This window comes from Shewanella sp. ISS20 (genome assembly GCF_056522965.1).
In genome coordinates, this window is sequence record NZ_JAWRZK010000001.1 from 1,718,768 (window position 1) to 1,732,862 (window position 14,095).

The 14,095-nt window shown below is 43.6% G+C and carries 16 protein-coding genes; 8 read left to right on the forward strand and 8 right to left on the reverse strand.

The window, feature by feature from the left end:
• Positions 1-1,335: 1,335 nt before the first annotated feature.
• A complete protein-coding gene (locus AC1HDP_RS07845) occupies positions 1,336-1,662 on the reverse strand; it encodes an Mpo1-like protein (RefSeq protein WP_479638327.1) in 327 nt (108 codons plus the stop codon).
• The gene (locus AC1HDP_RS07850) at positions 1,643-2,278 is read right to left on the reverse strand and encodes a GNAT family N-acetyltransferase (protein WP_479638328.1); all 636 of its coding nucleotides are present in this window, start codon (positions 2,276-2,278) and stop codon (positions 1,643-1,645) included. Before AC1HDP_RS07850 ends, AC1HDP_RS07845 begins: the two co-directional genes overlap by 20 nt.
• 147 nt (positions 2,279-2,425) lie before the next feature.
• On the opposite strand from AC1HDP_RS07850, the gene AC1HDP_RS07855 reads away from it, so the two are divergent.
• The 3 genes from AC1HDP_RS07855 to AC1HDP_RS07865 all read left to right on the forward strand — a co-directional run bounded on the left by AC1HDP_RS07855 (position 2,426) and on the right by AC1HDP_RS07865 (position 3,882).
• A complete protein-coding gene (locus AC1HDP_RS07855) occupies positions 2,426-2,656 on the forward strand; it encodes a DUF2789 family protein (RefSeq protein WP_140933278.1) in 231 nt (76 codons plus the stop codon).
• A 129-nt stretch (positions 2,657-2,785) separates the two neighbouring features.
• Positions 2,786-3,109 (forward strand): hypothetical protein, encoded by a 324-nt coding sequence (locus AC1HDP_RS07860; protein WP_479638329.1) that lies wholly within the window; start codon positions 2,786-2,788, stop codon positions 3,107-3,109.
• Complete coding sequence (locus AC1HDP_RS07865; RefSeq protein WP_479638330.1) at positions 3,109-3,882, forward strand: Zn-ribbon-containing protein; 774 nt, start codon at positions 3,109-3,111, stop codon at positions 3,880-3,882. Before AC1HDP_RS07860 ends, AC1HDP_RS07865 begins: the two co-directional genes overlap by 1 nt.
• Positions 3,883-3,908: 26 nt before the next feature.
• Here AC1HDP_RS07865 and syd read toward each other — a convergent pair whose 3' ends face one another.
• Positions 3,909-4,565 (reverse strand): SecY-interacting protein, encoded by a 657-nt coding sequence (gene syd, locus AC1HDP_RS07870; RefSeq protein ID WP_479638331.1) that lies wholly within the window; start codon positions 4,563-4,565, stop codon positions 3,909-3,911.
• A gap of 49 nt (positions 4,566-4,614) precedes the next feature.
• On the opposite strand from syd, the gene queF reads away from it, so the two are divergent.
• Complete coding sequence (queF, locus tag AC1HDP_RS07875) at positions 4,615-5,472, forward strand: NADPH-dependent 7-cyano-7-deazaguanine reductase QueF (protein WP_479638332.1); 858 nt, start codon at positions 4,615-4,617, stop codon at positions 5,470-5,472.
• Positions 5,473-5,682: 210 nt separating this feature from the next.
• Entirely contained in the window at positions 5,683-6,426 is a 744-nt protein-coding gene (locus AC1HDP_RS07880) for a sporulation protein (protein WP_479638333.1), read from the forward strand.
• An 88-nt stretch (positions 6,427-6,514) separates the two neighbouring features.
• Here AC1HDP_RS07880 and AC1HDP_RS07885 read toward each other — a convergent pair whose 3' ends face one another.
• Positions 6,515-6,856, reverse strand: coding sequence for a zinc ribbon domain-containing protein YjdM (locus tag AC1HDP_RS07885; protein WP_140933284.1), 342 nt, complete (start codon positions 6,854-6,856; stop codon positions 6,515-6,517).
• Between the two features lie 220 nt (positions 6,857-7,076).
• Here AC1HDP_RS07885 and AC1HDP_RS07890 point away from each other — a divergent pair, with 220 nt between their 5' ends.
• The 3 genes from AC1HDP_RS07890 to AC1HDP_RS07900 all read left to right on the forward strand — a co-directional run bounded on the left by AC1HDP_RS07890 (position 7,077) and on the right by AC1HDP_RS07900 (position 9,227).
• On the forward strand, positions 7,077-7,331 hold the full coding sequence (locus tag AC1HDP_RS07890; RefSeq protein WP_479638334.1) for a putative hemolysin: 255 nt from the start codon (positions 7,077-7,079) through the stop codon (positions 7,329-7,331).
• A 179-nt stretch (positions 7,332-7,510) separates the two neighbouring features.
• Positions 7,511-8,857: an RsmB/NOP family class I SAM-dependent RNA methyltransferase gene (locus tag AC1HDP_RS07895; RefSeq protein ID WP_479638335.1), complete on the forward strand. Its 1,347-nt coding sequence runs from the start codon at positions 7,511-7,513 to the stop codon at positions 8,855-8,857.
• A gap of 217 nt (positions 8,858-9,074) precedes the next feature.
• Positions 9,075-9,227 carry a hypothetical protein gene (locus AC1HDP_RS07900; RefSeq protein ID WP_479638336.1) on the forward strand — a complete coding sequence of 51 codons (153 nt, stop codon included), beginning with the start codon at positions 9,075-9,077 and terminating at the stop codon, positions 9,225-9,227.
• Positions 9,228-9,337: 110 nt separating this feature from the next.
• On the opposite strand, the gene AC1HDP_RS07905 is transcribed toward AC1HDP_RS07900, so the two are convergent.
• From AC1HDP_RS07905 to AC1HDP_RS07920, 4 genes are all read right to left on the reverse strand, one after another.
• Positions 9,338-9,874 carry a YfaZ family outer membrane protein gene (locus AC1HDP_RS07905; protein ID WP_479638337.1) on the reverse strand — a complete coding sequence of 179 codons (537 nt, stop codon included), beginning with the start codon at positions 9,872-9,874 and terminating at the stop codon, positions 9,338-9,340.
• 118 nt (positions 9,875-9,992) lie between these two features.
• Entirely contained in the window at positions 9,993-10,505 is a 513-nt protein-coding gene (locus AC1HDP_RS07910; RefSeq protein ID WP_479638338.1) for a GNAT family N-acetyltransferase, read from the reverse strand.
• Positions 10,506-10,595: 90 nt separating this feature from the next.
• Positions 10,596-11,972, reverse strand: coding sequence for a magnesium transporter (locus tag AC1HDP_RS07915; protein WP_479638339.1), 1,377 nt, complete (start codon positions 11,970-11,972; stop codon positions 10,596-10,598).
• Positions 11,973-13,087: 1,115 nt separating this feature from the next.
• Positions 13,088-14,053, reverse strand: coding sequence for a PstS family phosphate ABC transporter substrate-binding protein (locus tag AC1HDP_RS07920; RefSeq protein WP_479638340.1), 966 nt, complete (start codon positions 14,051-14,053; stop codon positions 13,088-13,090).
• Between the last annotated feature and the right edge of the window lie 42 nt (positions 14,054-14,095).

Genomic DNA, 14,095 nt, shown 5'->3' on the forward strand with positions numbered 1-14,095 from the left:
AAAAACAAGAAGGGCGCGGCAAAAGCCGCGCCCGGTACACCTTGTGATAGCCTATCCTGCTATATTGTGCTCCCTGCTCCATCCATGCGAACGTTGTGCTCCTGCATCATCCTTGGACTATTGTCTTTTTCCTTGTCTTTTCAGACGTATTCCCTTACTCCCGGCATTTCCTTTGGCGGGCTTGCTCTTTCCTGAGCGTGTCCAATCCCATCTTGGGTTTCTTTACTATTACATCCAGTAATAGCTATATCCTTATTGAGCTTCCTAGCGTACAGTCATCCTGACTGTTATCATCCTTGTCGGCGGCCTTGCCATAACATTTGTTAATCAGTGACATCACTGTCGCTACACCACCGATAAATCTGTCATTGCTAACCATTGATTAGCTATCCTGCTGATGAATGTTCCTTAATCTCTCGACAATTAAAATTTTAACTTAAACCCACTATTTAAAAAGCGTGTTTTTAAAATTTGTTTTATCAACAACAAAGCAAAAAAACAAAGACAAATGTAAAAGGCTGATTTTAAACAATTAAATCTAACGCATGCGCCGTTGCTAACTAAAAGAAATACAAAAATCTCACACGTTTGTAAGCAATATCCCACAAGATTGCGAGCAAGTTAAGCTTTTGTTCGTTTTTGGAAAATAAAAAAGGTGCATTTCTGCACCTTTCTTATATTACTCTTTGTTAGCTTTCCCGCTAAATTGTGCTCCCTGCACCATCCTTGCGTAGTCTTGGCATCTAGCCGTGTCCCTACTGTCCTTAAATTCCTTGTGTTGCCACTTTCATCCTTGAACCTTCTTACATCCTGATAAGAAGCGCTAACCTAAGTTAGTATCCTTGGGCGTTCATTCCATAAACTGTCGCTTGCTGCTTAACGCATCCTGCAGGCTTCCTGGTCATCCTGAAAGTTTATTTTAGTTGCCCTACAAGCATGAGACTATCCATTAGGTCTCAGTATGGGTATCCAGTCCCATTCCATGTCATTCAGAATTGCTAATTACTTCCAGTATCTATTTCATCCTGAAATAGCATCCTTTTAAAACGTGACATCCATCACGCGGCAATTCGTCTTTGGCAGGCCATCGCCACAAATAACTTTGAAGCCACCTTGCTTCAATACCTACAAAGTGTAATGAAAACATCGCAATCGAGGCGGTCATAATTTAAGCAAACAGATATAAAGTTTAAACCCTCTAAAAAAACAACCTTAAACCCTTGTTTATAATAAGCTTATTCTTATGCGTGAATAGTCAAGTCGCTATTTACCTACAGCAATGTAAGACATCTCTTACAAAGTTGCGGGCGTGATTGCCATCACGTTAACTTTTGATTATTTAAACGCTATTTTGCCAGTAGCAAGCTGCCAAAACATTAGCATGTCCCCAAGCAAACTATAAAAGGGATACTTAAATGTCGCAGGTCGATTTTTCTCGAACAAAAAATGCCCCACCCAAGCGGGACCATACCCCAACAACAGCAGTAACCAAGCCAAATGCCACTGTCCAGAAAAGATCATCAAAAACAATAGGATAATGACAGCTAAACTGCCACAAAAGTGCAATTGACGGCAGCGTCCGTTTTGATGCTGCGACAAATAAAAAGGATAGAACTCAGCAAAACTGGTAAATGAGCCTGATTCAGCTGTTGGTGTTGCCATAAAATAATAACTCCCCGCTGACATTACCAATATCAAGCGCTGTTAAATGGGTAAACTGGTATTGATGAAACAGTTCGACATGGTGCTGATTGGTAACAAACACTCCTATGCCTTGAATATCTGGCTGTTCGTCGCACCAATGGGTGATGGCATCTAAGAGCTTGCCAGCTAGCTGTTTGCCTTGCTCACTGGGCGCGAGCGCAATAAATTGCAAAATACCAGAATTTACACTCGGGAGATGATCATGAATGGCTTGCTCTCGGTGCAACCATTTCTGAGTGGATTGCCAGCCAGTGCTTAACAACATTTTGAAGCGCCAATGCCAAAACTTATGCTGGCCGACAGCGGTGGCGGCATTAACTACGCACACCACGCCAATAAGACGCTCTTGGTCAAACAAACCAGCTAAGGTTTGCTCTTGTTGCCATAATTCAGATAATTCTTCGCGGATGGCACCGCGCAGCTTTTGTTCGTAGAGGTGATCGTTGCCGCAATACAGCGCATCCCGAAACACAGGATCATCATGGTAAGCGTTATAAATTATCGATGCGGCTATGCGCAAATCATCGGCAGTAAGAAACATAACACGGTATTGATGTTGATATTCTTGTTCCATTTGGACCTCCTCGCTTTTCAAATACTCTAGCAAGGATCTCTTTAGTTGTTAATAAAATGTTTCACTCGTTATTGAGCGCTATGACTTCCACTTGGATGCCTTAATTCTGCTACCCTCTATGAGTTAATTTTAATTGTTGAGGCTCCTATGGATACAACCATTCCAAGCTTAGGGCATTTATTTGAGCAGCTAGGTCTTGAGTCCAGTGAACTGGCGATTGAAACCTTTATTGGCAAGCACGCTTTGGCTCAGGGGGAGTACATTTATGAAGCCCATTTTTGGACGCCATCACAACAAAGTTTTTTAGCCGAAGCTATTAGCTCAGATGGCCACTGGAGTGAACTGGTCGATCAACTGGCGAATTTACTCCAAGGCTAACTCGCGCTAACTCATAAAGTAAGCCTAATACCTAGTCAGCCAATACTTTGTGTTAGTTTCTAACGGCTATACCAAAGCCGCGCAATGCAATAAACTGCTAGACATTATATTTTTATCTCTCAATTTCTTATGAGCCCACTCGAACAAGTGATCAATCAAGCCTGCTTACTTCATCAAGCAGGCAAGACCCCAAGTTTAGCCTTATTAAAAGCTAAGATAAAAATGCCCATGCCAGTATTAGTTAAAGGCTTACAGGCATTTAAACAATTAGCGAGTGATGAGATAACGAGCCGCGCGCAAATACCAAGTGCGCCGCAAATCAACCCTATTGAAGCGGCGCCGACTCAGTCACTCGAGCAACAAATAGCAGAGTTACAGCAGCAGCAACTAGCCATGACGACCATGATAGAAAAACTAACACAACGTATTACTGAGCTGGAGCAGCGCGCCTAATGTTTGTCGTAGAGTTAAGATTTGAATGTTTTGCTGACACTAGCTTTACCGCGGTTGAGCAAGCCATAAATGGTTTATTAGAAGCCTACCGTGCCAACGGCCAAGTGTTAGGACGCGAGTTTGCCATCGCCTTTAATGACGGTGAGTTTAAAGTGAGATTGCTGCTGCCAGAGGAAGACAGCTTGCATTACAGCTTCAATAGCCCATGGGTGAAGCAAGCGTTAAGCCACTTAACTGAGGCAAAAATACTCGCGCCGAGAACCAAGCTAATAGGCCAAGACATAAATTCAGAAGAAACCAGCACGCAGACGCCAAGCTGGCAGTTACTCTATACCAGTTATGTACACATGTGCTCACCACTTCGCAGTGGCGATGACCTGCGCCCTATTCCTTTGTATCGAATTCCAGCCACCTTTAATGGCGATCATAAACGCATGATCCGCTGGCAAACCGAATGGCAAGCTTGTGATGAGTTACAAATGGCGGCAGCAACCGCCGCTGAATTTGCAGCCTTAAAAGAAATCACCACTGTAGATAGTGACTTATTTCGCCGAGGATGGGATTTACGTGGCCGCGTTGAATTTTTAACTAAAATCCCCACTTATTATTATGTGTACCGAGTGGGCGGCAGTGATAAACAATCTGAGCGTGAGCGTCCCTGCCCTCGCTGTGGTAATCCTGATTGGGCGTTATCTGAACCCTTATTAGATATGTTTCATTTTCGCTGCGATGATTGCCGCATAGTGTCTAACTTATCTTGGGATCATCAGTAACTTCAAACGCTAGCCATTCATGGAAATTAATGCTTACCCGTCAAATTGTGCCACATCACTTTTAAGCGGTTGATCATGCCAGGATGGCTAAGTTCTGGCATTTCTTCATGAACTGGCGCCACCGGCAGCATTACGCGCGGGGTTAACAGAGTTAAATACTCAGCCAAGCTTGAGGCTAACTTTTGCTCTTGCTCCTGGCCTGGCACTTCGGTCCATACGCTACCATCTTGATTGTTAACGGTAATCATATGATCGCCATCGGCTAACAAGCCAATAAACCATGTCAGCGGCTGCTTGAGCTTTTGCTTCATCATGATATGGCCAATCAGATTTTTTTGCAGAGCCTCTAAGTCGTCGGCACTCCAAGTCTGCAATAACTCGCCAGAGCCTTGTTCGCTATGAAAATACAAGGTGCCTGCATAAAAACTGCCGTAAAAGCTGGCAATATCTGGCCAAAAGCTGATATCTAAGGCTAATTCAATATTTTTAAAGCTGGCCTGTGGGTCTTGCGCATGCCACTGCCAATGCACCCGAGAATCATCACTCGGTAAGGGTTCAATCATGCAAGGTGATGGCATATCCATGGGATAGCACTGAGGTAACGCCCCCATTTGCTCTTGGTAACTGTGGGTGTATCTCTTTAAAAAATCGTGTAATTGACTATGACAGGACACTGAAGTCATTCCTAATTTGCAGTATACTTTAGCGATATTTTGACACGGATACCTGTTAATGACACGACATAACGACCCATATCATGGCGCAAAGGAACTCGCCGGATTAACTTTAGGTCAAGCGACCACCTATAAAGACCAATATGCGCCAGAGTTATTGCAAGGCGTGCCAAGAGCCCTTAATCGTCAAGCCATTGGCTTAACAGCAGAATTACCTTTTACTGGGGTAGATATCTGGACGGGTTATGAACTTTCTTGGCTTAATGCTAAAGGCAAGCCTATGGTTGCTATCGCCGAGTTTGTCCTGCCCGTTGATAGCCCTAATTTAGTCGAATCTAAGTCGTTTAAACTCTACCTTAATAGCCTTAATCAAACTCAGTTTGCCTCAGTTGATGAGCTGCAACAAACGTTAATCAAAGATTTAAGTGGATGCGCCGGTAAGCCTGTAAAAGTCACTATCATTGAACCTAAGCACTTTAATCATCAGCGGGTGGTTGAATTACCAGGCCAATGCATAGATGAGCTTGATATTGAAGTCTCAGATTATAGTTTTAATCCTAACTACCTCAGTGATAGCACAGATAAAAAGCAAGTAGTGGCAGAGACCATTACTTCTAACTTGTTGAAATCTAACTGCTTAATTACTTCACAACCCGACTGGGGCAGCGTGATGGTGCGCTATCAAGGACCTAAAATTGATAGAGAGAAATTATTACGCTATTTAATTTCTTTCCGCCAACACAATGAGTTCCATGAGCAATGTGTAGAGCGCATTTTTATGGACTTAAAACAGTTTTGCCATTGCACTAAGTTAACTGTCTATGCGCGCTATACCCGCCGCGGTGGTTTAGACATTAATCCATACCGCAGTGATTTTGAGCATGTCTTAGACAATCATCGCTTGGCGCGGCAATAGAGCCATTTTTGATCACATCAAACGATTAATGCATTAACGCCAACCAACACCAGAGCCAATGCAACTAATGCTTGGCTCTTTTTATATCTATACTTTCCTCTCTCTATCTCAACTCGATGTAGATCATCTTATTGAAAACTATCGCGCTTAGTACTAGTCAGCGTCGCCGCATTTCATTAGGCTGTGACTAATAACACTGAGGAGTATGAGATGTTTAAAAAATTACTGGCATCCATTGGTATAGGCTCGGCCAAGGTCGATACCTTATTGCATACCGAGCATTTGTATCCAGGACAAGAATTCAGCGGTGAAATTTTAGTAATAGGCGGAGATGTTGCCCAAGAGATTTCAGGCCTAGATCTCGCCTTAATGACTAAGGTAAAAGTGGAAGGTGAGAATGGCGACCATTTTGCCAATCATATGCTGCAAAATTGGCATATTAGCGACAAATTCACTATTGCGCCTAAGGAGCAGCGCCGCATCCCCTTTAAAGCGACTCTGCATCCAGAAACCCCACTGACGCAACTTGATACCCGCGTGAATCAGTCGCAAGTGTGGTTAGCTACCGGCCTTAATATTGATATGGCGATTGATGCCAGTGACAAAGACCCTCTGTATATCTACCCCAATGAGGTCGCCACCGCCTTTATGCAAGCCATGAATAATGCGGGCTATCAGTTATTTAAAGCAGACGTTGAGAAAGGTTACTTAAATACGCGCGAATTTCGCTCAGCTTCTGGTTGCTATCAAGAACTTGAATATCGACCGCTGCGTACTAGCTTATTTGGCGTGAAAGAAGTCGAGCTATCCTTTGTGCCAGCGCACAACGTCACTCATGTGTTAATTGAGCTCGATAGAGCCTTTAAAGGGGATGGCTTTCGCAGCCTGAGCATTAATCACGATGTCGCCAGTATCGCCAGCATAGCCCAGCGATTACAGCCATTACTGAGCTAACAAATCTTTACGCTTAATGGCGCGAGTATAGGGCTAATAACTTAAATCTGCCCATAAAAAACGGGTCCATGGGGACCCGTTTTTATTGTTAAACTTTCTTAACAAATTCTGACTTTAACTTCATGGCACCGAAGCCATCAATCTTACAGTCGATATCGTGATCGCTATCCACTAAACGGATATTCTTCACTTTAGTACCCACTTTAACGACTAAAGATGAACCTTTTAGTTTCAGGTCTTTGATCACAGTCACTGTGTCGCCATCTTGCAAGATAGCACCGTTAGCATCCTTGTATACTTTTTCAGTCTCAGTCGCCTCAGTTTCAGCGCCTTCAACCCATTCATGGGCACATTCTGGGCAAGCGAACAGGCTACCATCAAAATAGGTGTATTCAGAGTTGCACTTAGGGCAATTTGGCATAGCAGACATGGATAAAACCTCAAACAAACACATTAAACGGAAATTATATCCGATTTGAACGTGATGCGGCACAAACATAGCCATTAATTGCGATTCATCTAACGTTTTTACTCTATTTTTTCTGATAAAAAGCATAAGCTTCTATCAAATTTTTGATTAAAGTTTCAGCCAACCTCCTGTTATTATGGCGGCTTAGCCCATGAATTTACTGCCATTTCGAGGATAACTTATGATTAATTCTCACTCCATTGCATTAGTAGGCCTGTGTGGTTTACTCACTGCGGCTTGCAGCCAAACACCCACTCAGCCCGCCAACACTATAGGTATGGCAAATCCGTCAGCGGTATTTTGTCTTGAACAAGGCGGGCGCTATGAAATTGAAAATCAAGACAGTGGCAGCATAGGCTATTGCTATTATCAAGGCGTTAAGTATGAGGCTTGGCAATGGTATCGTGACCAACATGCCACTGACTCTAGTGACTAAAGAGCGCTAACCCTAAACACACGGGTTAACTCCAGATATAAGTAACGCTCAAATCGCAACAGCAGAAATCTTGCTATCTGGCTTGCTAAGGGTGAGCTTTACTATTGGCAATGCTACAATTGCCCATTAAATTTTCTTTGGGCAGCTAAGACTGTCCATCTAATGTTACTGGGTCATTTATGGGCAATCCAACTCCCCTTGCAAGCGCACCAACTCTTACTCAGAGTTCGCACAAACGCGCCTACAGCTACGCTGTTACTATTTCACATTTATTTGCAGATATTCATGCATCTCATCTGCCCGCGGATCGGGTGATTGGCCAGTATTTTCGTGACAACAAAAAACATGGTTCCAAAGACAGAAGAGTTATCCGTGAAAGCTTATTTAGCATGTTTAGATGGTGGGGTTGGTTAGCACAATTTTCAAATGGCGAAATAGTCAGTAAGCAAGCGCCATTACCTAAGTTTTGGTTTCAGCAATTGTGTGGCTGCGCCCAGTTAGAGCAACATTCCTGGCAAGACATAATCACAGCCTGGCATGAGTTAGGTGACTTATTTGTATGTCCCGACATGCCAAGCGAGACTCTTGATCAAAAAGCGCAAATGTTACAACAAGTCATGCCAAGCGGCGTGACGCTAACTCTTGAGCAACTAGTTCCTGCATGGTTTTGGCAAGTCACAGAAATTAGTGAGCACAATAAACCCCGCTTAATCGCCGCTATGACCAGTCGGCCACCAATTTGGGCTAGAGCTCAAGGCGTTAGCGTGGCGAGCTTAGTCACTGAATTACAACAGCAAGGCATTGATGCTAAGGCGAGCGAATGTTTTAGTGATGCCCTAAGCCTTGGTCATAAAAGCATTAACCTCAATGATATAAGCCACTATCAACAAGGCAAAATTGAGATTCAAGATTTAGCCTCACAAGTGATTGGCCAAGTGTGTGCCCCAAAACCTAACCAACAATGGTGGGATGCTTGTAGTGGCGCCGGCGGCAAGAGCTTACAGCTAGCATCGTTAATGAAAGCGCAAGGCCAAGGTGGTAGCATAGTGGCCTCTGATATTCGCCAGCACGCACTTGATGAATTAATCAAACGCGCTAAACGTGCCAAGGTTAATAACATCAGTATTGCTCGCTGGCGCAGTGATGAATTACCTGTTGCAGCCGGCAGCTTTGATGGCGTATTGGTCGATGCCCCATGCAGTTGCACTGGTACTTGGCGACGCAACCCAGATATGCGTTGGCTAGATACTCAAGCCGTGGTTGATGAAAAGCCTCAGCTACAACTGGATATTTTGACTCGCAGTAGCCGCGCAGTTAAAGGCGGCGGCGTCTTAATCTATGCCACTTGCTCTGTGGCCGCGGCTGAAAACGAGCTGGTCGTTAAGGCATTTTTAGCCCGGCACCCTGAATTTAGCATTGAAACCATAGCTCACCCGTTTACAGGTGAAGCCAGTCAGATGTTAACTATTTGGCCTTATGAGGCCGATAGCGATGCTATGTTTGTGTGCCGTATGCGCCGCATCTAATCCACATAGTTATGGTTAGCTAGCTTCACGCTAACTTGCGCGTTAAGACTAGTGAAATGAATGATTAGCGCCATTAACGTCTCTCTGACTCAGTTAAATCGCTACTTAGCTGAGTCAGTGAAAAAAATTATCGCTGAGAGCAAAAATTTATCACTTTCCTGTTCCTCTAAAAAAAATAAACTTATTAACGCAATAGTGCATTTTTTTGGATAGAAATATGTCTCAGTACAAAGACTTCGATGAGCAGGAACCTTGGGAACAAACAAGCAAGGGGCGGCAGAAGAAGATCAAACCCAGACAGCGCTCAGGAAAGAAACGTTACTTTGATGATATGGAGATTGGCATTTACCAAAAAAACGCTAAAAACTAATTCTTCAAATGGCAGTGATTGAAATCATTGCTGTTATCAATCTCAGAATTCAAAAAATCAGCTTTAAAACGATAAAGGCCAGTGTTCGCACTGGCCTTTATCATTTGAACTTAGAATCGCACTTTCATGCCAAGATAAAAACTTGAGTCAAAGGTATTGTCAGCCACACGCTCATACTTAAAGCGCATATAGCGATAGCCCACATAAAAACCAAGTTGCGGCGTCAAGTCAAATTGAATCTTAGTATCGGCTTCGTAATGACCATCTAGCTTACCAAAAGCCAATACTGATGGCGTATAGTAACCCGCCGCGTGCCAAGACAATTTAGAACCTAAATCAACGGCATATCGACCACCAATGGCTAACATATTGCCATCAGGGCTAGTGAGCGACCATAACTGCGAGTACTGCAGACCAAACTCCATGTGATGAACACCCGCATCGTGGGTCACATGAGTGGTGGCTTGCAAGAGATAACCATCGTTATCGCCATAAATGTAATTAATGCCAACATTGGCATTTTGGGCTATCTGCGTGCTGAGCTCAGCAGCCACCACATCATCATTTAACCCTAAACTAAATTCAGCAGCTGACGCAGGTAGCGCCATGAAAGCAAGTAGCAACAATGGCTTAGTAAAATGTGTCATAAAATCTCAAAACATCCAATGTGAAAAATAGCGCGATTTTACCTTATGCTCTGGCGAGCGTATCGGAAAAACAATCAAGCCAGCCAAGGTTTAACACTAAGGCAACCCAGTTAATCAATTAAGAAACAACAAGCCTGTCGCCCACTAAGGACTGCATCAAGGCGTCAACATTAACATCATCATGCAAGGGCAAATAAAACCAATCAATAATATTACCTGTACCACGCGCACTATAAAAACTGTGCCAGAATTGCCAGCCCGCTTTATTAAGATTGGCTTTGCTGGCAAGATTCTCATCTCTTACTGTCGCCCACAACAGCTTTATCCCTAACGCTTTAGCCCTGCTAACACGCTCTTGCGTTAAACGCTGCGCTATCCCTTGGCGACGGAAATCAGGGTGAACCACTAAGTAGCCCATTTCAGCTACATCGCCCTTTCCTTGTTTAATTGCCGCGCATCCGACTAATTGCCCCGATGGGGCCAACGCCACTATGACGGCTCGAGATAAACAATAGCCTTGATGATCTAAGGGATGCGCATTGTCATCGCGGTTATCTATCAAGGCGGCAGCTTGTCTTATTAAGTCAAGATCTTGGGTTTCAATGTATGTATATTGGTCAGCAAGTGACATTGTGAACTCGTCGCAACAATGGGCCTAAAAAAATGATGGCAGAGTCTAGCAAATGCCTACCATCTTTACCTCAAAAAACTCACTGTTGCCTTAGAGATATATCCAAGTCGCCAAACCTAGAAAGCTAAAAAAGCCAATCACATCAGTTACAGTTGTCAGAATGACTGAACCTGAAAGCGCAGCGTCTTGGTTAAATTTGTCCAAAATCATCGGAATAAGCACCCCAGAAGCAGCAGCAGCTAGCAAGTTAATCATAATGGCGCAGCCGATAATAAAACCTAACGAGGGGTCAGCAAACCACCACGCCGCCACACAAGCAATCACAATCGACCACACCACCCCATTAACTATGCTGATGCCGATTTCATTGCGCATTAATGGCCACAAGTTACCACGTGATACTTGCCCCATGGCCATACCGCGGATCATTAAGGTTAATGATTGACTGCCAGCAATACCGCCCATAGAGGCAACCACAGGCATTAATACCGCTAAAGCGACTACTTGAGCTAATACTGGCTCAAACAAGCTAATAGTGGCTGAGGCTAAAAAGGCGGTGAGTAAGTTAATCCCAAGCCAAACTGCGCGCCGCTGCGCACTCTTTAATACTGGCGCAAATAAGTCGTTGTCTTCTTTTAAACCGGCGCCGGCCATTAACTGTGATTCTAAATGCTCACGAATGATTTCGGTCGCAACGCGTAAGCTCAAGCGCCCGAGCAATTGCCCGTCTTCAGCTAAAATAGGCATTTCGGTTTCATTGCTGTGCTGCAAATATTCGGCGGCATCAAACAGGCCCGTGTCGGCGGCTAACACCGGCTTATCTTCATCAATTAAGCTCAATAATGCAACGTCGCCATCGGCTTTAAAGATCATTTGCCGCGATACAGTTCCTATGTATTTATCATCTATATCAGTAATAAACACGTTATCACCGCAATCTAAGGCAATTCGGCGAAAAAAGCGTTGTGCCTGCGCCACATTGGCGGAATCACTGAGCACTAACATGCGGTGATCAGCATAACGACCCACTTGTGACTCGTTAAATTGATCATAAATTTCATAGCGTTCGCGCTGACGATTGCCCATTTGTTGCAGCGCGCGATCAACTAACGCTTCGGGGAGGGTATCACTCCAATCAATCAACTCTTCTGGCGATAACATCGCAAAGAGTAAATCGACCTCATCGTCATCGAGTAAATTCAAAATACTCTGTCGAGGATCGGAGCGCATCATAGTCAGGACAGCGACTCGCGCCAAACCATCAATTTGCTGCCAACGGTCAAGACGTTGCTCGCGCGGTAAGGATTCCAGCGCCAAGGCGATAAAGCCCGGCTCAGCTTCATCGAGCATTTCGGCAAAGCACTGAGCTTGGGCGTCACCATCCAGTAAGGTTAATGTCTGGATCCAATCAGAAAAATCCCCAGAAAAAGGCTCAGTGTTATCTTGGTATTGCTGGTTTTCTATCAAAATAGTTCTCCCTCGGAACCAGACCGCCACTCTCACGTTAACGAGAAAATGCAGATATTGATTGGCGCTGACTGTTGGTAATAACGAGCGCAAGTATCACAGCGACTATGTTCGTGACTAAAAAATTGACTTAAGAATATTGCCATCACAAAAAAGCCATCACTCGATGGTCTGCCATCACTTTAAAAAGTCGCTGTGCTAAAAATTCTAAAAATAAACATAACCAAATCAATGGTGAAAAAATAATATCAAAAAAACGCATCCAGTAGTGAACTAAACCTTTAGCTATGACTCAAATACTATGAACAACAGATTTAGTTTCTTGTGTTCATCATTCTCCCTGGGACTTCTAGCGCGGTCCCCCTCGACTTACTATGAGTCAATAAGCAACCTTAACGGTTGCTTTTTTTTATGGCTTTTTTTGGCCAAGAAATTATTGGCTGGCAATAATAAACCGCAAATACCACCAAATATATTTAACTTAAAAATCATACACTTAAAAAGAAAACCGTCATAAATTGAAAATAAATTAAAAAATTATTCTTTTTCGCTGAACTAATCCTAATAAGCCCGGTCTGAATATATGAACCGAATCATTTAATGTGTTTCATCGTTCATCATCCTCCCTTCAGATGATTTCTAGCGCAATCATCATTAGTTCCGAATTTTTGAACTGTTGGCGACCTAATTGGTCGCCATTTTTTTGCCTGCGGCTTTCGATAAAAATATCAACGCAGGTGAGCAAACTATCAATACAAGCTATCGATTCAAACCAATGATTCAAACCACAGATGCAGGGCAACCGCATGAGTAGATTATTTGTAAACTGAAACCACTACCTTTGTTAACCCACTAAGAATTAAGCTGCTTAAGTCCAGATTTATGCGGTCAAGAAACAAACAGGGATAAAAGAAAAGCACCTTAAAACAACTATCTCACGGTTAACGGCTTGTGAAAGTTAACATTAATTCAACTCATGTGTTCGCCCTGACCACAGATGTAACCTCAGCAATCACGGCTTAGTAACTAGCGCTAGGTTTCAACTCATAAAAAAACCTCCCGCAGGAGGTTTAAGTACATAAGCTAACTAGCTAAGTCATTAGTTAGACACTAGATTACAATCCCAGTGCCGCTAAATCTTTATTGACTACACTGGCAGGCACTGGCACATAACCGTCTTTCTTAACCACGGTTTGGCCTTCTTTAGATAACATGTAACGCACGAACTCTCTATCCATTGGTGATAATGGCTTATTCGGCGCTTTGTTAATGTACACGTATAAGTAACGCGATAATGGGTAAGTACCGTTTACTGCGTTCTCAGCGGTTGCTTCCACATACTTGTCACCCTTTTTAGAGATGGCAACGGCTTTAACGCCGGCAGTCTTATAACCTATGCCTGAATAACCTATAGCGTTCAGAGACTGAGAAACTGACTGCACCACAGAGGCTGAACCTGGCTGCTCGTTCACATTGGGCTTAAAGTCACCCTTACATAAGGCTTCATCTTTAAAGTAACCGTAAGTGCCAGAGACTGAGTTGCGACCATATAATTGAATATCTTTATCAGCCCAGTTACCACTTAAGCCTAGTTGCCCCCAACGAGTCACGTTAGTATCACCGCACTTATGGGTCGATGAGAAAATACCGTCGAGATCTTCAATGCTTAGCCCTTTGATAGGGTTATCTTTATGCACAAATACCGCCAAAGCGTCGATAGCGACTCGAATGGCCGTCGGTGGGTAACCGAAATGTTTTTCAAAGGCTTCAACTTCATTTGGCTTCATTTTGCGGCTCATTGGGCCAAACTGGGCAATACCTTCGGTTAATGCTGGCGGCGCAGTCGATGAACCTGCGGCTTGAATTTGAATATTTACGTTAGGATAAATGTGCTTAAATTCTTCAGCCCATAAGGTCATCATGTTCGCTAAGGTATCTGAACCTACTGAAGATAAGTTACCTGAAACACCACTGGTTTTTTCGTAGCTAGCTAAGTTAGGATCGAGAGCCGCCATTGACGCTGTTGAAAACAATCCTGTTGCAGTAAAGGCTATGGCACTAATCAGCTTATTCAATTTCATCGTTATCTCCGAGATTACAGTTTAGTGATGTTGTTACAGCCA